This is a genomic window from Amantichitinum ursilacus (genome assembly GCF_001294205.1).
GTDB lineage: Bacteria > Pseudomonadota > Gammaproteobacteria > Burkholderiales > Chitinibacteraceae > Amantichitinum > Amantichitinum ursilacus.
On record NZ_LAQT01000001.1, the window covers coordinates 79,158 to 101,024 of the forward strand.

General features: G+C 59.8%; 20 protein-coding genes. 11 read left to right on the forward strand and 9 right to left on the reverse strand.

Annotation, left to right across the window (positions count from 1 at the left end; all coding sequences use genetic code 11):
• Window positions 1-198 precede the first annotated feature (198 nt).
• On the forward strand, window positions 199-2,208 hold the full coding sequence (locus tag WG78_RS00345) for a tetratricopeptide repeat protein (RefSeq protein WP_053935798.1): 2,010 nt from the start codon (window positions 199-201) through the stop codon (window positions 2,206-2,208).
• 77 nt (window positions 2,209-2,285) lie between these two features.
• Window positions 2,286-4,682: a penicillin-binding protein 1A gene (locus WG78_RS00350; protein WP_236691949.1), complete on the forward strand. Its 2,397-nt coding sequence runs from the start codon at window positions 2,286-2,288 to the stop codon at window positions 4,680-4,682.
• Between the two features lie 96 nt (window positions 4,683-4,778).
• Here WG78_RS00350 and serB read toward each other — a convergent pair whose 3' ends face one another.
• Window positions 4,779-5,618, reverse strand: a complete 840-nt coding sequence (gene serB, locus WG78_RS00355; protein WP_053935800.1) for a phosphoserine phosphatase SerB — start codon at window positions 5,616-5,618, stop codon at window positions 4,779-4,781.
• Between the two features lie 42 nt (window positions 5,619-5,660).
• Window positions 5,661-6,392 (reverse strand): UPF0149 family protein, encoded by a 732-nt coding sequence (locus WG78_RS00360; RefSeq protein WP_053935801.1) that lies wholly within the window; start codon window positions 6,390-6,392, stop codon window positions 5,661-5,663.
• 214 nt (window positions 6,393-6,606) lie between these two features.
• Between WG78_RS00360 and WG78_RS00365 the strand changes: the two genes are divergently transcribed.
• Window positions 6,607-7,233 carry a LysE family translocator gene (locus WG78_RS00365; protein WP_053935802.1) on the forward strand — a complete coding sequence of 209 codons (627 nt, stop codon included), beginning with the start codon at window positions 6,607-6,609 and terminating at the stop codon, window positions 7,231-7,233.
• Between the two features lie 12 nt (window positions 7,234-7,245).
• Entirely contained in the window at window positions 7,246-7,755 is a 510-nt protein-coding gene (locus WG78_RS00370) for a dihydrofolate reductase (protein ID WP_053935803.1), read from the forward strand.
• A 90-nt stretch (window positions 7,756-7,845) separates the two neighbouring features.
• On the opposite strand, the gene WG78_RS00375 is transcribed toward WG78_RS00370, so the two are convergent.
• Both WG78_RS00375 and rpe read right to left on the reverse strand, forming a co-directional pair.
• Window positions 7,846-8,508, reverse strand: coding sequence for a phosphoglycolate phosphatase (locus tag WG78_RS00375; RefSeq protein ID WP_053935804.1), 663 nt, complete (start codon window positions 8,506-8,508; stop codon window positions 7,846-7,848).
• Window positions 8,509-8,510: 2 nt separating this feature from the next.
• Window positions 8,511-9,200, reverse strand: a complete 690-nt coding sequence (gene rpe, locus WG78_RS00380) for a ribulose-phosphate 3-epimerase (protein ID WP_053935805.1) — start codon at window positions 9,198-9,200, stop codon at window positions 8,511-8,513.
• Window positions 9,201-9,319: 119 nt separating this feature from the next.
• Here rpe and apaG point away from each other — a divergent pair, with 119 nt between their 5' ends.
• The 5 genes from apaG to rpoS all read left to right on the forward strand — a co-directional run bounded on the left by apaG (window position 9,320) and on the right by rpoS (window position 13,389).
• Window positions 9,320-9,703: a Co2+/Mg2+ efflux facilitator ApaG/CorD gene (gene apaG, locus WG78_RS00385; RefSeq protein ID WP_053935806.1), complete on the forward strand. Its 384-nt coding sequence runs from the start codon at window positions 9,320-9,322 to the stop codon at window positions 9,701-9,703.
• Between the two features lie 115 nt (window positions 9,704-9,818).
• Window positions 9,819-10,562, forward strand: coding sequence for a 5'/3'-nucleotidase SurE (gene surE, locus WG78_RS00390; RefSeq protein WP_053935807.1), 744 nt, complete (start codon window positions 9,819-9,821; stop codon window positions 10,560-10,562).
• Window positions 10,547-11,218 (forward strand): protein-L-isoaspartate(D-aspartate) O-methyltransferase, encoded by a 672-nt coding sequence (locus tag WG78_RS00395; protein ID WP_053935808.1) that lies wholly within the window; start codon window positions 10,547-10,549, stop codon window positions 11,216-11,218. Before surE ends, WG78_RS00395 begins: the two co-directional genes overlap by 16 nt.
• Before the next feature lie 238 nt (window positions 11,219-11,456).
• Window positions 11,457-12,413, forward strand: a complete 957-nt coding sequence (locus WG78_RS00400) for a peptidoglycan DD-metalloendopeptidase family protein (protein WP_236691950.1) — start codon at window positions 11,457-11,459, stop codon at window positions 12,411-12,413.
• A gap of 7 nt (window positions 12,414-12,420) precedes the next feature.
• Window positions 12,421-13,389 (forward strand): RNA polymerase sigma factor RpoS, encoded by a 969-nt coding sequence (gene rpoS / locus WG78_RS00405; protein WP_053935810.1) that lies wholly within the window; start codon window positions 12,421-12,423, stop codon window positions 13,387-13,389.
• 182 nt (window positions 13,390-13,571) lie between these two features.
• Here rpoS and WG78_RS00410 read toward each other — a convergent pair whose 3' ends face one another.
• The 5 genes from WG78_RS00410 to WG78_RS00430 all read right to left on the reverse strand — a co-directional run bounded on the left by WG78_RS00410 (window position 13,572) and on the right by WG78_RS00430 (window position 19,554).
• Window positions 13,572-16,397: a M16 family metallopeptidase gene (locus WG78_RS00410; RefSeq protein WP_053935811.1), complete on the reverse strand. Its 2,826-nt coding sequence runs from the start codon at window positions 16,395-16,397 to the stop codon at window positions 13,572-13,574.
• A 120-nt stretch (window positions 16,398-16,517) separates the two neighbouring features.
• Entirely contained in the window at window positions 16,518-17,339 is an 822-nt protein-coding gene (gene dapD / locus WG78_RS00415) for a 2,3,4,5-tetrahydropyridine-2,6-dicarboxylate N-succinyltransferase (RefSeq protein WP_053935812.1), read from the reverse strand.
• 147 nt (window positions 17,340-17,486) lie between these two features.
• Window positions 17,487-18,029 carry a peptide-methionine (S)-S-oxide reductase MsrA gene (gene msrA, locus WG78_RS00420; protein WP_053935813.1) on the reverse strand — a complete coding sequence of 181 codons (543 nt, stop codon included), beginning with the start codon at window positions 18,027-18,029 and terminating at the stop codon, window positions 17,487-17,489.
• A gap of 23 nt (window positions 18,030-18,052) precedes the next feature.
• Window positions 18,053-18,880, reverse strand: a complete 828-nt coding sequence (gene queF, locus WG78_RS00425; protein ID WP_053935814.1) for an NADPH-dependent 7-cyano-7-deazaguanine reductase QueF — start codon at window positions 18,878-18,880, stop codon at window positions 18,053-18,055.
• An 86-nt stretch (window positions 18,881-18,966) separates the two neighbouring features.
• Complete coding sequence (locus WG78_RS00430; protein WP_053935815.1) at window positions 18,967-19,554, reverse strand: LexA family protein; 588 nt, start codon at window positions 19,552-19,554, stop codon at window positions 18,967-18,969.
• Between the two features lie 366 nt (window positions 19,555-19,920).
• On the opposite strand from WG78_RS00430, the gene WG78_RS00435 reads away from it, so the two are divergent.
• Both WG78_RS00435 and WG78_RS00440 read left to right on the forward strand, forming a co-directional pair.
• The gene (locus WG78_RS00435) at window positions 19,921-20,721 is read left to right on the forward strand and encodes a nidogen-like domain-containing protein (RefSeq protein WP_053935816.1); all 801 of its coding nucleotides are present in this window, start codon (window positions 19,921-19,923) and stop codon (window positions 20,719-20,721) included.
• Between the two features lie 130 nt (window positions 20,722-20,851).
• Window positions 20,852-21,814 (forward strand): tRNA-dihydrouridine synthase, encoded by a 963-nt coding sequence (locus tag WG78_RS00440; RefSeq protein WP_236691951.1) that lies wholly within the window; start codon window positions 20,852-20,854, stop codon window positions 21,812-21,814.
• The last annotated feature ends 53 nt before the right edge of the window (window positions 21,815-21,867 follow it).

Here is a 21,867-nt window from a genome sequence, read left to right on the forward strand (position 1 = left end):
CGGCCCCGTTTTTTACCATTACTGCCCCGAACCACGAGCGTCTCATAGGGTGGGTCAAGACCCACCACCCCAAGCCATTTACAAGCACGTTACAGTGGGTACACCTACGGTAATTCAGAAAATGATTACGTCAGGCAATGTTGTCGCAGCCGCGGTTTATGCTTCAATCATGCCCCATCACCCCGCTCCGGACGCGTTATGACCGATCTGCCCCATCTGCTCTTGCCCGCGCGCCAGCTGTTGCAGCAGGGCAATCCCGCCGCTGCGCTGGCATTGCTGCAGGACTGGCTGGCCAGCGACGCTTATGACGGCGAGCTGCTGATTCTGGCCGGGCTGTGCGCGGTGCAGTTGCAAGATCATGCGCAGGCCCGGCAATACTGGCAGCGCGTGGTGCAGCGCGAACCGGCCAATGCGGTGGCGCAATTCAATCTGGGCGTATTGTTTCGCACGCTGGGCGACGATGGGCAGGCTGAATTGCATTACCGCCAGACCTTGGCGGTTGATCCGGGCAATCCGCTGGCGCTGCTCAACCTGGGCGTGTTGATGTCCGATCATCGTCAGTTGGATGTGGCGGAAGCGTGCTTTACACAGCTACTGCAGCAAGACCCTCGCCACGTGGGCGCGCTGACCAATCTGGCAGGTGTGTACGCCGCGAGCGACCGCGATGAGGAAGCCGGGGCGCTCCACGTACGCGCCGTGGCCGCAGCGGACGACGATGCCGATGTGCACACCAACTTTGGCGTGTTTCTGGCCGATCGCGCGCGCTATGACCAGGCCGAACGCCATCATCGCCGCGCCATCGAACTGGCGCCGACGCATGTGGCGGCGCTGTGTAATCTGGCGGTGATGCTGACCTGGCAAGAGCGCTACGACGAGGCCGAAGCGTTGCTGCGCCACGCCATCGCACTGGAGCCGTGGCGCGCCGACACCCATACCAATCTGGGCATCTTGCTCGACGAAACCGGCCAGCACGAAGCCGCCGTGGCCGTGCACCGCCAGGCGCTGGCGCGCACGCCGTTGTCAAACGAAGTGCTGTCCAATCTGGGCAATGCCCTGACCCATGCCGAGCGCTACCCCGAGGCCTATGCCTGTTATGCGCGGGCGCTGGAGCTGGACCCAACTGACGGCCGCGCCTGGAGCAATATGGCGGCGATGCTGGCGCAACAAGGCGACGCGGTGGCTGCGGAGACGGCGTTTCGCGAAGCGCTGAAGCTGGACCCGCATCACGCCCGTGCGCGGCTTAATCTGTCTTATTTGTTATTGGGGCAGGGCCGCTATGCAGAGGGCTGGGTGCAACACGAATGGCGCTCCGACCCCAGCATGCGCGACCGACCCACGTTGCTGCCCGTCTTGCCGTTTGCGCAGTGGCGCGGCGAAGCGCTGGCAGGCAAAACCTTGCTGATCTGGGCCGAGCAAGGCTTTGGCGATGAGATCCAGTTTTGCCGCTTTGTGCCGGCGCTCAAGCGCATGGGCGTGGCGCGCATTACGTTGGTGACCAAAACACCGCTTAAACGGCTGTTGCAATCGCTGGCGGGTGTCGACGAAATCCTGACCCAAGGCGATGGCTTGCACCGGCTGGTGCCGCATGATTTCTGGACTTTGCCGATGAGTTTGCCGTTGTGGACGCAAATCCCGGAAAGCGATTTTGCCCGCGATGTGCCGTATCTGGCCGCGCCGCCCGACGTGTTGGTGCACTGGCGCCAGCGCGTCGATAAGGCCGTGGGCGCAGGCCCGCGCAAACCGCGCATCGGCCTGACGTGGAAAGGTAACGCTGGCAACCGCAACGATCTGGACCGATCCCTGCCTGGCCTGGCCACGCTGGAGCCCTTGTTTGAAGCGCTGGGCGATCGCGTGGAATGGATCAGCGTGCAAAAGGGCAATGGCGAAGAGGAGGCGGCGTTCGCCGCAGGGTTTGGCAAGCTGATTGCGTTGGGCCACGAGATCAGCGATTTCGCCGATACCGCAGCGGTCATTGCGCAACTGGATTTGCTGATTAGCGTGGACACGGCGGCGGCGCATGTGGCGGGGGCCATCGGCAAGGCGTGCTGGGTATTATTGCCAAAACACAAAACCGACTGGCGTTGGCTGGAACGGCGCGACGACAGTCCGTGGTATCCGCAAATGCGTTTGCTGCGCCAGCCGGAGCGGCGCGACTGGAATCCCGTGATTGCGCGCGTGGTATTCATGCTGCAAGAGCGCTACGGCTGATGGCGGCGGTGCTTTCTCGTAATCAATAAGTGGCGTGACGCCGGTTTCTGACACAACAGACAGACGTCGGTATGATCATGCCTCCGTCTTCAAGGCCTGTTACGTACAAGATGCCGCATCACCCCGCAAGCTCGCGCACCGCCCAGCCACGCCGTCAGGCGGGTTTTCTGGCCATTATTGTTGGTTTGCTGGCCGCATTGATCGCCCTGGTGGGCTTGATTATCGCCTATGTGGGCGTGCTGCTGGTGCCCAAACTACCGCCGCTCGATGTACTGACCAACTTTCAGCCCAAGGTGCCGCTGCGGGTTTATACCGCCGACCACGTGCTGATCGGCGAATTTGGCGAAGAGCGCCGCAGCGTGGTCAAGTTTGCCGATATCCCGCCGGTGATGAAGCAAGCCATTCTGGCCATCGAAGACAGTCGCTTTTACGAACATGGTGGCGTGGATTATGTGGGCGTGATGCGTGCTGTGGTCGCTGACGTCACCCATGGGTCGGCCACGCAGGGCGGTGGCACCATCACCATGCAGGTAGCGCGTAACTTCTTTTTAACGCGCGAAAAAACGGCCACCCGCAAGCTGTACGAAGTGATGATGGCGTACAAGATCGAGCACGCGCTCACCAAGGACCAGATCCTTGAGCTGTATATGAACCAGGTCTATCTGGGGCAGCGCGCTTATGGTTTTGCCAGCGCATCGCGCGTGTATTTTGGCAAGGATTTGCGCCAGATTGATCTGGCCCAGGCCGCCATGCTGGCGGGCTTGCCCAAAGCGCCATCGGCCAACAACCCGGTCAATAATTTCAAGCGCGCCAAAATCCGCCAGGAATACATCCTCAAGCGCATGCTGGAGCTCAATTACATTAATCAGGCGCAATACCAGGCGGCGGTGGCCGAACCGATCCGCGTGGTGGCCAGCAGCAACCAGTTTGCCGTGCATGGCGAATATGTGGCTGAGATGGTGCGCCAGACTTTGTACGCGCAGTACAAAGACGATGCCTATACCCACGGTTATGAAGTCACCACCACCGTTAATTCGGTGGATCAGGACGCTGCTTATAAAGCCGTGCGCACTGGCGTGATGGATTACGACCGTCGCCACGGTTATCGCGGCCCGGAAGGCCTGGTGCAATTGCCGGAGAACGCGGACGACCGCCAGCAGGCGATTGACGATGCGCTGGAACAATATCCCGATAACGGCGATTTGCTGGCGGCCGTGGTGCTGGAAGCCTCCAGCAAAAAACTGGTGGTGCAGCCCAGCGACGGCGATGCAGTGGCGTTGAGCGGTGATGGCCTGAAATTTGCCGCCCGTGCGTTAAGCGCCAATGCCAGCCCCAAGCTGCGTATTCAGATTGGCTCGGTGGTGCGCATCAACAAAGATGCCAAGGGCCAGTGGCAGATTAACCAGTTGCCGCAAGTGGAAGGCGCGCTGATTGCCATCGCACCAGAAAACGGCGCGATCCGAGCCCTGGTGGGCGGCTTTGAAGCCGACGGCAACAAGTTTAACCACGTCACGCAAGCGTGGCGGCAGCCGGGCTCCACCTTCAAGCCGTTTATCTATTCGGCCGCGCTGGAAAAAGGTCTGGCCCCTGCCACCCTGGTGAACGATGCGCCGTTTAGCCTGACGGCCGAACAAACCGGCAACCAGCAATGGGATCCGAAAGACGATGACCAGCCAGAAGGCCCGATCACGTTGCGCCGTGGTTTGCAGAAGTCGAAAAACCTGGTGGCCATCCGCACGCTGAACTACATCACGCCGCAATATGCGCAACAGTACGCGGCACAGTTTGGCTTTGATCCGGCCAAAAACCCGGCTTATCTGACCATGGCATTGGGCGCGGGCGCGGTGACGCCGCTGCAACTGGCCAACGGCTATGCCGTGTTTGCCAACGGCGGCTATCGCGTTGCGCCGTGGTTGATTGCGCAAGTGTCGGATGCGCGTGGCACGTTGATTTCACAAGCCAAGCCCACCGTGGCGGGCAAAGATGCGCCGCGCATTATCAGCGCCGGTAACGCCTTCATCATGGATAGCCTGCTGCAAAGCGTGGCGCAGCATGGCACGGCGGCAAATTCCAATAGCCTTAAGCGTACCGATCTGGCCGGCAAGACCGGTACCACCAATGATGCGGTGGATGGCTGGTTTGCTGGCTATCAACACACTATGGTGGCGGTCACGTGGTTGGGCTACGACCAGCCGCGCAGCCTGGGCAGCCGCGAATTTGGCGCGCAGCTGGCGCTGCCGCTGTGGATTTCGTTCATGGACAAGGCGCTACACAACGTGCCGATGTACCAGGCCGCGCCGCCCGATGATGTGGCGGTGATTGATGGCGAGCTGTATCTGGCCGACAAGACGCCGGGCAATGGCTTTGTGGCGGGGGTTGATGTAGGCGCGCCGGATGCCAGCGATGCCAGCGACGCGGCCAACGCATCTGATGTGGCCGAAGATCGCAGCAAGATACTGGATTTGTTCAAATAGCCCCGATCGCCACGCGCTGAGCCTGGCGTCGCGCAAACCAGAGAGGGTGGTCCATATGGGCCACCCTCTCTTTTTTAAAACATCAAACCGGCGCCATCACAGAAAGTAATTGAGCACGCCGTCCAGACCCACGTAGTTGATGCAATACGGCGCTTCGGCTTGCACCTTGGGTTTGGCATGGCAGGCCACCCCAAAGCCCGCTGCATGCAGCATCGGCAGATCGTTGGCGCCGTCACCCATCGCCACCACCTGATGCGGCTCCAGACCCAGTTCATCGCGCAGGCGGATCAACTCGGCGCGTTTGCGCTCGGCGTCGACAATATCGCCTTCCACGCGGCCGGTGAGCTTGCCGTCGGCCACTTCCAGCACATTGGCGATGGCGTGCGTCAAGCCCAGGCGCGGCTGCAGCTTGTCGGTAAAATAGGTAAAGCCGCCTGAAATTAGCAGCGTTTGCGCGCCTGCGGCCTGAAAGCCCTTAAGCATCTTTTCCGCGCCCGGCATCAGCTTCAGGCGTTCGTCGTACACGCGTTGCAGTGCACCTACTTCCAGCCCGGCCAGCAAGGCCACCCGACGCGTCAGGCTGGCTTTAAAGTCCAGCTCGCCGCGCATCGCTGCGGCGGTAATCTCGGCCACTTGCGGCTTGATGCCCACCATGTCGGCAATTTCATCGATGCATTCGATGGTGATCAGCGTCGAATCCATATCCATCACCACCAGACCGATATCGCGCACGCCCAGGTCTTCCGGGATAAACGCCCAGTCCAGTTGCGCGGATTCGCAAAAATCAGCCACGGCTTCCTGATTGCTGATATCAGCGCCGATCAGCCGGAACGCTTGCTGGTGTATGGCCTGAATTTCGCCCGCGCCCGACAAACGCGCCAGTTGCTTGAGGTTTTGCGTGGCGATTTCGGGCGCCTGAATAACAATACGATGCATAAAGCTCACTTGGTGGATGAAAGGAGGGCGCTCGCGGGCGACTTATGCGCCGTGGCACTTCTTGAATTTTTTGCCGCTGCCACACGGACACGGATCATTGCGGCCGACTTTGGGTTCGGTGTTAACCACCTGTTCGACCTGGCCAAATTGTTTATCCAGCCACGTGTACATGATGTCTTCCACCAGCCACGGCAGTTCGGCCAGACGTTGTTCGCGTTTGCCGATGGTGTCCAGCGGCTCGATGCCGGTGTCCTCGTCTTCAGCGTTGTCGGTGCCATCGTCATGCAGGGCGGCAATCTTGAATACGCTTTCGACAAACGTTTCATCCGCGTCCATCAGCTCAGACCACGCATCCAGCCGCGCGCCCACGCCGGCCTGGAAACCTGCGGCCCAATATGCGCCGACGGTTTCTTGCCACTTTTCGTCCAGACCTTCGTCTTGCAGGATCAGCGGGTAATACAGCGGCTCTTCGGTGGCGCGATTGCGGTTTTTGGCCGAGTACGCATCGGCGATCACCGCGGCGTGGCGGCGGATCAGGCCCATGATGTCATCGGCTTCCACCTGATCAGAAAACTCGGGCGGTTGGTTATCAAAAATAGCGGGCAGCCATTCTTCTTCGGGTACTGCTTCCGGGCCGACGGTCAGCGCCACCAGAAAGCCATCCAGCATCTCGACGTCCATGGTGGCGTCGGGCGTGCGCGGGCACATCAGAAAGGTGTCGAGACGGTCGAGTTCGTTGTCGTCCAGCGGCTGGACTTGCGGTAGGGCGGTCATGCGTTTTCCAGATCATGGGTTGCGGCCGCCATTGTACCTGCCAGCCTGCGGCTTGCCACATCCGAGCGGCGCGCGCGATGTATGGTGGCCCCGGCTGTGCTGCGGTCGGGTGCGGGAATGTGAGCATTGCCGCCCACCCGCTGCATACGCCACAATCCCGGTCCCGCCATGGTGGCGGTATTGCATCCAGCGCGTGGCGCTGGCGGAGTGGATTATGAGCGGGTCTCTGTGGTTGGTTTATCTGGGCGTGATTACGCTGATCATCGGCGTGCCGGGTCCGTCGGCGCTGATCTGCATGACGCATGGCGTGCAACACGGCGGCCGACGCACCGTGATGACGGTGCTGGGGGGCATGAGCGCGTCGTTTACCTTGATGAGTATTTCGGCAGCGGGCCTGGGCGCGATTATCCTGGCGTCACACACCGCGTTTGCGGTGATCAAATATGTGGGTGCGGGCTATCTGATCTGGCTGGGCATCAGCGCCTGGCGCGATCGCGGTGCCATGGTGGCTCCGCAAGCGCAGGCCGGCGAAGCCAGTATGTCGCTGGGCAAGTTGTTTACCACGGGCTACAAGATTGGCATTTCCAATCCTAAAGATCTGATCTTTTTTGGCTCGCTGTTTCCGCATTTTATTGACCCCAGCCATGGCCAGCTGGCGCAATTTGCCGTGCTGGCGGCGACCTGGGTGGTGGTGGATTTTGGCGCGATGAGCACCTACGCCATGCTGGGTCATCGCGTGTCGCCGTGGTTGGGTCGGCAACGCAATATGATGATTTTCCGCAAGTTGTCGGGCAGCTTGTTTGTCGCTGCGGGCAGCGCATTGATGGTCGCGGACCGCTAAGGCAGATCAACCATGACGACTATGCACAAGCACAAGCCAGAACTGGCGTTGATCGCCGCGGTGGGCGAAAACCGCGTCATCGGCATCGAAAACCGTCTGCCGTGGCGCCTGCCCGATGACCTGAAGCGCTTTAAAGCGCTCACGCTGGGCAAGCCGGTGTTGATGGGCCGCAAAACCTGGGATTCGCTGGGGCGCCCGTTGCCGGGTCGACGCAATCTGGTGGTAACGCGCCAGTCCAGCTGGGTGGCGGAAGGCGCGGAAGCGTTTGCCAGCATCGACGCCGCCGTCGCGGCAGTGCCCGATGTGCAAAGCGTATTTGTGATTGGCGGCGGCGAAATCTACACCCAAGCCTTGCAGCAAGCCGATGTGCTGTATCTGACCGAAGTGGCCGCCAGCCCCGACGGCGATGCGTATTTTCCGGAATTTGATCGCAGCGTGTGGCGCGAAGTCAGCCGCGAGGCCCACGTGGATGCGGCCAGTGGCGTGCATTACGCGTTTGTCGAATATCGCAAACAAGCGTGACCGTTGATTGAAGCGGCACCAAATAAGAAAACCGGAGCGACTGTACTGTCTGCTCCGGTTTTTTATTGGCGCGGCTGGCGGGTGGGGCGCTTAAGCGTCCACAAACTCCAGCAACTCGCTAAAGCGCTGCACGATATGGTCGGCGTTAAAGCTTTCCACGTCACTGCCATAGCCATAACTGACCACCACCACCGGGCAGCCCGCCGCTTGTGCCGCCAGCACGTCGTTGATGGAATCGCCCACCATCAACAATTCGCCCGGATTAACGCCCAACTTCTCGGCCACATGCAGCAGGGGTAGCGCGGACGGTTTGCGCTCGGCCAGCGTATCGCCGCTGATCACCAGATCAAAATGCTCGCGCACGCCCAGTTCGCGCAGCAGCGGTAGCGTAAAGCGCTCGGGCTTGTTGGTGACGATGGCGAGCGGGTAGCCGCGTTCGTGCAGCGTGGCCAGCGTCGCTTGCACTTCGGGATAGAAGCGCGTCGCGATGCTCAGGCCTGCCAGATAGTGCTTGTTAAACGCCACCAGCCCTTGTTGCTGCAAGGCGGTGCCGGTGAACTCGGCGCTGATGTCGCCCGCTATCGTACGCGCCACCAGCGAGGCCGCGCCGTCGCCGACAAAGCGCTCGACGATGTCTTCGGTCAGCGCCTGCAAGCCCAGATCGGCGCGCGCGGCATTGGCGGCGCGGGCCAGATCGGCAATCGAATCGACCAGCGTGCCATCCAGATCAAATGCGTAGGCCTTGATGCTCATGGTTATTGCGCTTGGGTGTGCAGGGCAATTTGCCGGTGCATCTCGGCGATGATGGCCTTGTAGTCGGGATGACCAAAGATGGCCGAGCCAGCCACAAAGGTATCCACGCCCGCGGCGGCGAGTTCGCCGATATTGTCCACTTTGACGCCGCCGTCGATCTCCAGCGCGATATGGCGGCCGGTTTGCTCTTTGTATTTATCCAGCTTGGCGCGGGCGGCGCGGGCCTTGTCCATCATGGCGGGAATAAACTTTTGCCCGCCAAAGCCCGGGTTAACCGACATCAGCAACACCATGTCGACCTTGTCGAGCACGTAATCGAGATAATCCAGCGAGGTAGCCGGGGTGAACACCAGGCCGGACTGGCAGCCGTGTTCGCGGATCAGCGACAGCGAGCGGTCGACGTGGTCCGAAGCTTCGGGGTGGAAGGTGATGATGTTGGCGCCCGCTTTGGCAAAGTCGGGAATGATGCGATCCACCGGCTTGACCATCAGATGCACGTCGATCGGCAGATCGGTATAGGGACGGATGGCTTCGCACACCAGCGGGCCGATGGTGAGGTTGGGTACGTAATGGTTATCCATCACGTCAAAGTGAATCAGGCTGGCGCCCGCTTCGGACACATTGCGCACTTCTTCGCCCAGGCGGGCAAAGTCGGCGGAAAGAATGCTGGGGGCGATGCGGTATTCGGGCATGGGATGGTCTCCAGAGGTCTAGTGTTTGACGCAATGCGGCGATTGTAGCGCATCCTGGCGTACCGCCCGGGGTGAGGGCTGCTAAGATTGCGCCACTTGCCGTTCTGTGGATTGATGCCATGAGCAAAACCAGCAGTTATGACATCGAGATTGTGCCGGTGGCGCATTTCGTGCCCGAGCAGTCTGATGAGGCCGAACACCACTATGTGTTCGCCTACCGCATTGCCATCACCAATCGCAGCGAAGTGCCGGTGCAGCTGATTGCGCGCCACTGGTTGATCACCGATATGGAAGGCCGCGTGCAGGAAGTCAGCGGCATGGGCGTCATCGGCGAACAGCCGGTACTGCAGCCGGGCCAGTCGTTTGAATACATGAGCGGCGCGACGCTGGATACACCCGTGGGCACCATGCGTGGTAGCTATCAGATGCGTACGCATGACGGCACGGTGTTCGATGCCCGAATACCGGAATTTGTGCTTTCGATTCCGCGAACCTTGCACTGAAACATGCAGAAAAAGCGATGGTTTCCGCCAGTCACGACGGATTCTGCAACGCTCACAGGGCGGCAGTTTCGCGGGGCCTGGGCATGCGGCTAGAATACGGCGCAGTGGAGGCCCAATGAGAATTCTTGTATCCAACGATGACGGGTATTTCGCGCCAGGTATTGCCGCATTGGCGCGCGCACTAGGCAAGCATTACGAGATCATGGTCTGCGCGCCCGAGCGCGAACGCAGCGGCGCCAGCAATTCGTTGACGCTGGACCGGCCGCTGACCGTGCGCCAGGCGCCGGGCGGTTTTCTGTACGTCAACGGCACCCCCACCGATTGCGTGCATCTGGCCGCCACTGGCTTGATGGATACGCTGCCCGATCTGGTGGTGTCCGGCATTAACCACGGCGCCAATATGGGCGACGACACCATTTATTCCGGCACCGTGGCGGCCGCTACCGAGGGCTATTTGTTGGGCGTGCCCGCAATCGCGTTCTCGCTGGCTTCGCGTAATCCCGAATATTTTGACGGCGCGGCGCAGATTGCGCTGGAGCTGGTGCAGCACATTGAACGCCATCCGTTTACCCATCCCACCTTGTTGAATGTAAACGTGCCCAATCTGCCGTATGACCAGATCAAGGGCAAAAAAATGGCGCGGCTGGGGCGACGGCATAAATCGTCACCGGTGATCAAGGCGCAGAACCCCCGCGGCGAGCCCATCTGGTGGGTGGGCCCGGTGGGTGATGCGGCCGTGGGCGGCGAGGGCACCGATTTTCATGCGATCAACGAAGGCTATGTTTCGGTGACGCCTTTGTCGATCGATCTGACCGCGTGGTCAGAACTGGATGCGGTGGCGACATGGCTATGCGCATGAACTTCAATGCCTTGCCCGGCAACGGCATGACCTCGGCGCGTACGCGCGCCCGCATGATCGAACGGCTGAAGACGCAAGGTATTACCGACCCCGATGTGTTGACCGTGATGGGCGAAGTGCCTCGCCACGCCTTTGTCGACGAGGCGTTTGCGCACAAAGCCTACGACGATAATTCGCTGCCGATCGGCCATAACCAGACCATTTCGCAACCCTACATCGTGGCGCGCATGACCGAACTGGCCATCGACGTGCCGCAGCGCGAACGCGTGCTGGAAATTGGCACGGGCTGCGGTTATCAGACCACGGTGCTGGCGCAATTCTTTAAAACCGTATATTCAATCGAACGCATCGGTGGTCTGGCCAAACATGCGCGGGAACGTTTGGCCGCGCTGGGGGTTCTGAATACGCGACTACGGCACGGCGATGGCAGCCGTGGTCTGGCCGAATCGGGCCCGTTTGACGCCATCATGCTGACCGCCGCCGCGCCAGTGGTGCCCGAGGCGCTGATTGCGCAGCTTAAGCCCGGCGGCCGCCTGGTGTTTCCGGTGGGCACTGATGCGCAAGAACTGCGCGTGATCGAAATGACACCGGATGGCCCCCTGGAAAGCAAGCTGGAGAAAGTGCGCTTTGTACCGCTTTTGCCCGGCGTGGCCTGATGCCGTGCCAGCTGCGCTGGCGTGCAGACCTTGAATTTCAGCATCCAGCGGCCGGTTTTCCGGCCGATACCACTTTTAGAACACCTAATACGCAATGACTAAAAACAAGGAGATTTTCGTGAGTTGGCAGCGTTTGATGGTTCCTGCTTTGTTGTCCACCCTGTTGGCCGCTTGCGCCAGCAATCCGGACGCGCCTGCTCCGATTGTCGACCGCAATCAATCGGGCGCCCCGGCGCCGGTGGCCAGCGCCGCGCCGATCCGTAACGCCAATGCGCCAGCCTCGACCGGTGATGCGGGCGCGCCGGGCGGCACTTATGTGGTGAAGAAGGGCGATACGCTGTATCGCATCGCACTGGACCATGGCGTGGCCTATCGCGATCTGGCGGCGTGGAACAACTTGCAGGACATCAATGGCATCAAGATTGGCCAGACCTTGAAGTTGAGCGCGTCGGGTGCGCCCGGCGCGGTGGCTGGCGACGATAACGCCCCCGCTGGCGTGGAAGTGCATGCGCTAAAACAGGACGCGCCGGTAACGGTTGCGCCGCTGGCGGCGGGCGGGGCCAGCAATGCACCTGCCGCTAATCCGGCTGGGCCCGTTGTTGCCGCGAACGCGCATTACCCCAAGGCAGTCAAATTGCCCTTCACCGCCCAAAATGCCAGTGGCATAGGGGCAACGGCCGATGGCCCCGCAGTTGCGCCGAAACCACAAAATGCCAACGGAAGTTTACCGGCCGCGACAGTGAATGCTGCGGTGCAACCAAGCGTCAGTAATGTAACAAACGGTAACGAGAAAGCCCCAGCCAGCGCGGCTTCGGCCGCTGTGGCCGGTGATGCGGAGGTGAGCGACTGGCTGAAGCCAACCGCAGGCAATAGCGATAAACCTTTCAGCGAAGAAAGTCGGGGTATTGATATTGCCGGTAAATTGGGGCAGTCTGTGGTTGCGTCAGCGTCTGGTAAGGTGGTTTATGCCGGAAGCGGTCTCCGCGGCTACGGCAAAATGATCATCATCAAACACAACGCAGAATTCCTGAGTGCCTATGCACACAACAGCAAATTGCTGGTCAAGGAGGGCGACATCGTCAAGAAGGGTGAAAAGATCGCGGAGATGGGCAATACCGATGCCGACCGGGTTGAACTGCACTTTGAAATTCGCAGATTTGGCAAACCGGTCGATCCTGCCAAATACATCCACTAGATAAATCATGAACGATCAAATCGATATCCTGGAAGACGAAGCACTGCTCGAAGAGGAAGACCTCGAGCTGATTGAAGGCGAAGGCGAGAAAGAGGCCGAAGCCGAAGCCGTCGCGGCGGAAGAAGCGGATAACACCAGCTACGAAAGCACCGGCGACGTAACCCAGATTTATCTGAATGAAATTGGCCACAGCCCGTTGCTGACGCCAGACCAGGAACGCGCACTGGCTCGTCGTGTTGTGCAGGGTGATTTTGAAGCCCGGCAGAAAATGATCGAGCACAATCTGCGTCTGGTGGTCAACATTGCCAAGCACTACATCAACCGCGGCATGACCCTGCTCGATCTGATCGAAGAGGGCAATATCGGTTTGATGCACGCGCTGGAAAAGTTTGACCCGGAGCGTGGTTTCCGCTTTTCGACCTATGCCACGTGGTGGATCCGCCAGAGCATCGAGCGCGCCATCATGAATCAGTCGCGCACCATCCGGCTGCCGGTGCATGTGATCAAAGAGCTGAATGTGTACCTGCGTGCGCAACGCCATCTGGAAGCGCATCTGGGGCACGAGCCTGCGGTGGAAGATATCGCAGCGCTGGTGGGCAAGCCGGTGGAAGATGTGCGCCGGATTATGGGCCTGAACGAACGCGTGGCTTCGCTGGATGCGCCGCTCGATATCGACCCGATGTTGACCATTGGCGAATCCATCCCCGACGACCAGCACGACGGTCCGGAGACCTTGCTGCAGAACGCCGAAATCGAGCGTTACGTGCGTGAGTGGCTCAAGCAACTGAACGACAAGCAGCGCATGGTGATCGAGCGCCGCTATGGCCTGAACGGCTATGAAATTTGTACGCTGGAAGATCTGGCTGCCAATCTCAATCTGACCCGCGAACGCGTGCGCCAGATCCAGATTGAAGCGCTGGAACAACTGCGCCGCATTCTGCGTCGTTACGGGGTATCGCGCGATATCGTGCTGTAACGAGGGCGTAGCGGTTATCGGGTCCGGCGACAAGCGTCGGGCTCAGTACTGAAAAAAGCCGGAGGCAATCTGATTGCGCCGGCTTTTTTGTATCCGCAATTCGATGTAATGGCCTGCAGCCGCCTTGCCGCCGCCCCGAACGCAAGCGCGTGCGGGGTAGCGGCAAGACGGTGGCGGCACGCTTATTTGGCTTGCGCCACGGGCAGCACGATAAACGTCGAGACGTCCTCGGGCTTCAGGTATTGCTTGATGATGGCTGTGATTTCCGCCTTGCTGATGTGCTCGTAGCCGCTCAGGCGCGTGCGTGCCCAATCCAGTCGCTGCGGCCGTTCTTGCGAGCCATCCAGCACCACATGCAGCCAGTAGCTGTTGTTTTGCGCCGAGTCACGGATATCCGTCAGCACCGGAGCGCGCGCGCGTTCCAGTTCGTCATCGCTGATGCCGGTCTTTTGCAGTTCGGCGGCGATGCCTTTAACCGCCTCGGCCACCTTGGGCGCAGCGCCGGGTTCCACCGTAATCATCACGCCCAGCATGCCGTAGTGGGTAAACGTGTCGCTCATTTGCGAGAAGGCGGTGGGGCTGTACGAGCTGCCCATCTGGGTGCGGATGGTGTCCCACAGCCGGTTGCGCATGATCTCGCTCAGAAGGTTAAAGCGACGGTTGACCGTCACATCCAGCGCATCAGGGGTCGGCCACACCATAAACACCACGCCGCGATCGATTTGCGTGCTGACTTTCAGTGTTTCAGTCAGCGGCGCCGGGAACTTGACCTTGCGTGCTTCGGCATAGTCGGGCTTGGCGTCCCGTGCGGGTAGCGCGCCCAGGGTTTCGGACAAGGCCTGGATTACTTGTGGCGTTTCCAGATCGCCTACCAGCGAAATCTCCAGCGGGCCATGTTGCAACTGCGGGTCCAGCCAGGCCTTCAGCTCAGCCAGCGTGCGGGCGCTGGCTTCATCGCGTGACGGCACGCCAAAGCGCGGATCATTGCTGGCCAGTTCGCGCGGAATCCGCGAGCGCAGCATGCCTTCGGGCGTGTGCTCCAGCGAAATGGCGTTCTGGGCAATCGCTTTGCGCGCAGCCGACAAAGCTTCCGGGCGATAACCAGCATGGGTGAGGTAGGCCGCGATCAGCTGCAGTTGTAACTTGAGATTTTCAGTATTGGTGCGCGCGCTAAATTCCAACGCATCGCTGCCGACACCAAATTCCAGCCCGACTTGCTTGCCTGCCATCGCCGTTTGCAGATCGTCCCAGCTCAGCTTGTCGAGGCCACCGGCACGGAAGGCCAGATCGGCCACATAGGCCAGGCCAGGCTGTTTTTGCGCTGGTTCGGTGAGCAAGCCGCCGCCCACGCGCGCATTGATGCGGATGGTGTTGGCTTCATACGGCGTTTTCTTGATGTTGACGCGCACTCCGTTAGCAAAAGTCAGTTGCGTGATGGCCAGATCATCCACTTGCTTCTGCGCGGTGATCTTGCCCGGTGCGTTACCGAATTGCGTGTACGGAAACTCCACCGCAGCATCTTTAGCGGGTGCGATCACTGCGGCGGCGGTGCTGGCTTTCCACGCGGCGTTGATCTGCGCTTGCGCGTCATCCAGCTTGACGTTGCCACTTACAAACAGCTTGCGGCCCCCGGTCCAAGCGCCACGGAAGGCGGTTAGCGCCTCTTCGGGTGTAATGCTGTTCAGCAGCGGGGTCAGCAACGCCAGATCTTGCTGCGGCGACGTAAACACATTCTGATCATTCAGCGCATCGGTAAGCGCGCCAGCCAGTTGTGGCGAGCGGCGCGTACGCGCGGTGTCTGCGGCCTGTTGCAGCGAGGTGCGCATATTGGCCACTGCCACGCGCAGTTCATCGGCGGTAAAGCCGTACTGCCAGGCCTGGCGCAACTGCTGCTCGGCCAGCGCCAGCGCGGCCTGCCAGTTTTCTGGCTTGGTGGTCACTTCGAGACTGGAAACGCGCGTCTCGGTCATCAGATCATTGACGCCAACATAACCCGCGCTGATGATGGCGTCGTCTTTGTGCGCCAGGATATCGAGGCGACGCGACACAATATCCAGCGCCAGTTGCATGCGCACGTCATTGAGGCGGATCTGCGTCTTGTCGAGGCCCGGAAACGGCTGCAACGCTTCAATCGAGATATTGGTAGTCGGCGCTTCGGCATCATAGTGATAGCCAATATCCACGCCGCTAGGGGGCGTGACCTTGCCGAACTCATAATCTGCCCGAGCCGGCGCGCGCGCCTTGATGCCGCCGAATTCTTTATTGATGAGTGCGATGGTTGATTTGGGGTTGAAGTCGCCCACGGCCACCACAGTGATGCGATCCGGGCGGTACCATGTGTTGTAGAAGTCGGCAAAGCGCTCGCGCTGCGCTTTCTGAATGACATCGGTCTGGCCAATCGGCATGCGTTTGATCAGCAAGCTGTCGGGCAACAGATGTTTCGATTCAGCGATATAGGCGCGATAAGACACGGAATCGCGCGCACGCTTTTCGCTCAGAATTACGCCGCGCTCACCCTCGATCTGGTCGGGCTTCAGCAACAGGCCGCCGGAGAAATCGGCAAACACCTGCAAACCTTCGGTCATGGTTTCGGGTTTGGTGTCCGGCAGTTCGAGTTCGTAAACCGTGCGTTCAAAACCGGTGTTGGCATTGGCGTCGCTGCCCATGCCCATGCCCAGACGCTGGAAGTAATTAACCAGCGTGCCGGGCGCGTAATGCGTGCTGCCCTTGAACGCCATGTGTTCCAGAAAATGCGCCAGACCTTGTTGATCGTCGGTCTCGTTCATCGAACCGGCTTTGACCAGCAAGCGCAGACTGGCGCGGCCTTTAGGTTCGCTATTAGGCAGGATGGCGTAGCGAATGCCGTTATCCAGTTTGCCGAAGGTAACGGCCGGATCAGGCTTGATATCGCTATGGTCTTGGGGAAAGTCCGTCAGCGCAGGCAGCGCAAACGTGGAAAGGCTGGCGGCCAGCAGGCTGCCGGCAAAGAGCTTGTGCAAGAGGGGCATAAGACACCATGGTTGTTATGGACCGACAAAGCAGTGTTGCAGCTCTGCGTCGGCCGCGTGCCCCTGCGGCGACGCACAAGCTTTTGGCCGCACCCTTCGATGCGGCCCGCCAGCTATGGCTTAGATGCCACGCAAAAGTTCATTGATGCCGACTTTGCCGCGAGTCTTGGCATCCACCTTTTTAACGATGACGGCGCAGTACAGGCTGTAGCTGCCGTCTTTGGAAGGCAGGTTGCCCGACACCACCACCGAACCTGCCGGAATGCGGCCGTAGCTGACTTCGCCGGTTTCGCGGTCATAGATTTTGGTGGATTGGCCGATGTAGACACCCATCGAAATGACCGAGCCTTCTTCCACGATCACGCCTTCCACCACTTCGGAGCGCGCGCCGATAAAGCAGTTGTCTTCGATGATGGTGGGGCCGGCTTGCAGCGGTTCCAGCACGCCGCCGATGCCCACGCCGCCAGACAAGTGCACGTTCTTGCCAATCTGGGCGCAAGAGCCGACCGTGGCCCAGGTGTCTACCATCGTGCCTTCATCGACAAAAGCGCCGATGTTGACGTACGACGGCATCAGCACGACGTTTTTGGCAATGTACGAACCGCGGCGCGCCACGGCATTGGGCACCACGCGGAAACCGCCAGCGCGGAAATCAGCTTCGGTGTAATCAGCAAACTTGCTCGGCACCTTGTCGAAATACTGGGTGCAGCCGCCATCGAGCACGACGTTGTCATTGATGCGGAAAGACAGCAGCACCGCTTTCTTGAGCCATTGGTTGGTCTGCCATTGGCCATCGACTTTTTCTGCCACGCGCCATTGGCCTTTATCCAGACCATTGATGGCTTCGTTGATGGCGTCGCGCACTTCGGCGGATACATTGCCCGGAGTGATTTCAGCGCGGTTCTCAAAGGCAGCGTCGATGACGGTTTGCAGGTTGCTCATGGTGGGTCCTGTCTCTCTTGAACGTGGGGATTAGATGGATAAAGCCGTGAAGCGCTGGCGCGTCGAGCCACGCCAGGGAAAACCCCGAGTATAACCGAAGACGTGCGGCGCGTTACCCACGAGCATGGGCAACGCGCGTCGTGCTTGTTACTTGCTTTCAACCACTTGCTTGGGGAAGTGCTTGAGCAGCTTGCGTACTTTGGCCGACACCACCGCCATGCAATACGGCTGGTTGGGATGCTGGTTAAAGTAGTTGTGGTGATAGTCTTCAGCGGGCCAGAAGGTCTGAACCGCAGTCAGTTTTGTGACGATCGGGCTGGAGAATTCGCCGGACTGGGTCAGCTCGGCAATCTTGGTGCGCGCAATCTGTTCCTGCTCGGCATTCTGATAAAAAATCTCCGAGCGATATTGCGTGCCGACGTCATCGCCCTGGCGGTTCAGCGTGGTGGGATCGTGAATGGTGAAATACACCTCCAGCAAATCCTCAAAGCTGACTTCTGCCGGGTCAAATTCAATCTTCAGGATTTCGGCGTGGCCGGTTTCGCCCGTGCACACTGCTTTGTAATCGGGATGGTCGACGTGGCCGCCCATATAGCCCGACAGCACGCTCTTCACACCTTGTACGCGCTGGAATACCGCTTCCAGGCACCAGAAACATCCACCAGCCAGCGTGGCAACTTCGGTCGTCATGGTCTCTCCTTGTGGGATCTATGTTATTGCCGCGCCGTGCGGATATTGCCCGGCGGTGGGCCGCTGAAATTACAGCGATAGGGGTTGATGTCGAGGCCGCCGCGCCGGGTGTAGCGCGCGTAAACCGCCAGTTTGATGGGCTTGCAGGTGCGCATGATGTCCATAAAGATGCGCTCGACGCATTGCTCGTGAAACTCGTTGTGGTTGCGAAACGAGATCAGATAGCGCAACAGGCTTTCGCGATTGATCGGTGCGCCCACGTAGCGGATCTGTACGCTGGCCCAATCGGGCTGGCCAGTGACCAGGCAATTGGACTTGAGCAGATTGGACGTCAGACTCTCGTCGACCGGGCTATCGAGTTCGTCGCAGTGCAGTAATTGAGGGCTGGGCTCGTAAGTATCAATATCGATATCGAGGTTATCGATGCAATAGCCGGCCAGGTCGGCCATCTTTTCTTTGCCAAACGCGTCGGGCAGCGTGATTTGCACTTGCACGCTGCCACCGGTGGCGGCCGAGATGTCTTGCGCCAGCAGGGCCTGCAGCGCGTCCACGCTCTCCAGCCTGGTCTGGTTAAAGCTGTTGAGATACAGCTTGAACGATTTGGATTCGACGATATTGGGGCTGTCGGCCGGGATATGGAAAACCGCAAGTGCCACTTGCGGCTTGCCGCGCGCGTTCAGCCAGCTTAGCTCGAAGGCATTCCAGATATCGACGCCCATAAACGGCAGCGCGCCGGTGACGCCGATTTCGTCGCGCTTGCCCTGGCGCGGAATCGGAAACAACAAGGTGGGGTCATATTCAGTCTTGTAACTGACCGCTTTACCCAGCGGGGAGAATTGCGCGTCGCTCATGGGGCTCTGCTGAGGCTCTGGCTTTTAAAGACCGCTATTTTCAGCCAAAGCCCGGCAACGCGCCAGCATGCCGCCAAACCGTGGGCTTAGCGGTATTTACGCACCAGCCCCACCATCACGCCGTAGATTTCCAGCGACTCTTCCGGGCGGATCGGCGAATAGGCCGCGTTATGGGGCAGCAGTACAAAGCCCTGTTTATCTTTCGCCAGCTCTTTCAGCGTGTATTCGTTATCCACGATGGCCACCACGATGTCGCCAATGTTGGCGGCGGGGCGGCGCTCGACAATGGCAATGTCGCCATCGTAGATGCCCGCTTCCATCATCGAATCACCGCGCACGCGCACCATGATGGTGGAGGAGGGTTTGGCGATCAGGTATTCGTCCAGCGTCAGCGATTCACTCATCGCATCGTTAGCGGCGGCGGGCAGGCCTGCGGGCACGTTGAAGTCAGCCAGCTCGCGCTCGAAAAAGCGGTTGGTCGGCGCCAGGCGTTTGTCGGGCGTCATTTCGACATAGCCCGCCAGGATCAAGCGTTTAACCAGCGCCGAGACCGCCGATTTGGAGGCCATGCCCAGCATTTCGCCAATCACCGCATAAGACGGCAGGCTGCGGTAATTGCCGTAGTAGTCCTGCAGTTTGCCCAGGTATTCCTGATCCCGATTCGGGTTGCCCATGTTGTACTCACAGAACATTCGTTCGCCGTAGCTTAGTGAACGAGCGTTCTGTTGTCAAACTTCATCTGCAAAGCTGACGGCAGGGTGATCAATGGACGAAATGCTTGCCCGCTGCAACCGGTTGCGGCGCTGTCTGGATGGTCAGTCGTTGCGCCTTGCCGACAGCGCTGTAGCGGGCTAGCACTGCGGCAAGTCCCGAATATGCTAAATGCATAAGCACTCGGTAATTTAATGATTTACCTTATTACAAAATTAATTTTACCTGACACAAATTGACAAAATATAATGCGCCGGCGGTACATCCGGCCCATCGGAGAAGGCGATCGGGCCGGTTGTTTTTTCAACCACACGTAAAAAAGGCTTGCCATGATTTTAAAAGCTTCCGTACTAGCGCTGGCGCTGCTTGCCCCGGTCGCATTTGCCGATACGACTTTCCTGCCCGATAGCGCATTGACTGCTTCCACCAGCTACTACACCAACAATCTGGGTGCTGTGGCGATGGACCGTAACGACGACGGCTATTCATCCGAAATCAGCCTGGGCTTCAACTTCACGCTCTACGGCAACACGTATAACAGCCTGTATATCAATAACAACGGCAACGTGACGTTCAACAACGGTCTGTCGACCTATACGCCGCAAGGCCCGACCGGCGTGAATGTGCCGATCATTTCCACTTACTTTGCCGACGTCGACACCCGGGGCGACAACAACGGCCAGGTGTATTACCGCATCGCGGACGACACGCTGTACGTCACATGGGACAACGTGGGTTATTACAACCAGCACACCGACCTGCGCGACAGCTTCCAGCTGGTGCTACGTGGCGATGATGTGTCGTTTGCCGATGGCGAAGGCCAGATCGGCTTCTTCTATAAAAACATGCAATGGACCACTGGCGATGCCAGCGCCGGTTCGGGCGGCATGGGTGGCAAACCGGCAGCCGTCGGCTTTGGCGATGGTCTGGGCAATGCGCAAGCGCTGCTGTCCTCGCAAACGGCGGATATCAACAATATCGTTGCCAATAGCCATATCTGGTTTAACGTCAACGACGGCGGTGTGATCGTGGTGCCGCCGCCGGTGCCGGAACCCGAAACCTGGGCGCTGCTGGGCTTTGGTCTGGTGGGCCTGATTGGTCGCCGCGCCATGAAGCGCAAAGCCGCTTAAGTACGCGTGATTGATTTGCCGCGCAAAGCCGCCCCCCGGGGCGGCTTTTTGTTGGCCAGGCGGACAGCCGCGCCAGCCAGCGCCGTAGTAAAATGCCGGGCTTGATTGATCTGCCTTGGCGTAACCCATCTTGCGTATTTTGCTGGCCCCGATGGAGGGGCTTCTGGACCACGTTCTGCGAGACGTACTCACCCGCGCTGGCGGTGTTGATTTGTGCGTCAGCGAATTCATCCGCGTTTCGGGCTCCTTGCTGCCCGTGCGCACATTCCATCGCTATGTGCCCGAGTTGCTGAACGGCGGCAAAACGCCCGCCGGGGTGCCCGTGCGCGTGCAGTTGCTGGGCTCCGATCCCACCTGTATGGCCGAAAACGCGGCGCGGCTGGCCACATTGAACCCGCCCGGCATTGATCTCAATTTTGGTTGTCCGGCGAAGACGGTCAACCGGCATGGCGGCGGGGCGTTGTTGCTGAAGACCCCTGAAGTCATCCACGACGTGGTCAGCGCGGTGCGCCGTGCTGTACCTGCCCATATTCCCGTGACCACCAAAATGCGGCTGGGTTACGAAGACCAGAGCCTGACGCTGGAAAATGCACTGGCGATGCAGGACGGTGGCTCGGCCGAACTGGTGGTGCATGCGCGCACCAAGTCCGATGGTTACAAGCCGCCTGCGTATTGGGAAAAGCTGCCCGCCATCCGCCAGGCCCTGCGTATTCCGGTGATTGCCAACGGCGAAGTCTGGACCGTGGCTGATTTTCATCGTTGCCGCGAGGTCTCTGGCTGCGAGGACGTCATGATCGGGCGCGGCATGGTGGCCAACCCCGGTCTGGCTTTGCAGGCGCGCGGTTTGCCCGGGCTGGATTGGGGCGCGCTGGCGCCGTTGGTGGAAGTGTTCTGGGGCAAGGTGGATAGCAGCATTCTGCCCAAGTATCAGTCCGGTCGCTTCAAGCAGTGGCTGGGTTATTTGCGCCGTGCCTACCCCGAGGCCGAACAGGCCTTCATGGATGGGCGCACGTACAAAGAAATGAACGAGATCGCGGCCTTGATGCTGCGGTCAATGCGCGGCGAAGCCGCCTTGGTGGGCGCTCCGGCCTGATCAATCCTGGCGATTGAGCAGCCGTGGGCCTGCCTTTGCCCACGGAGAAGCAC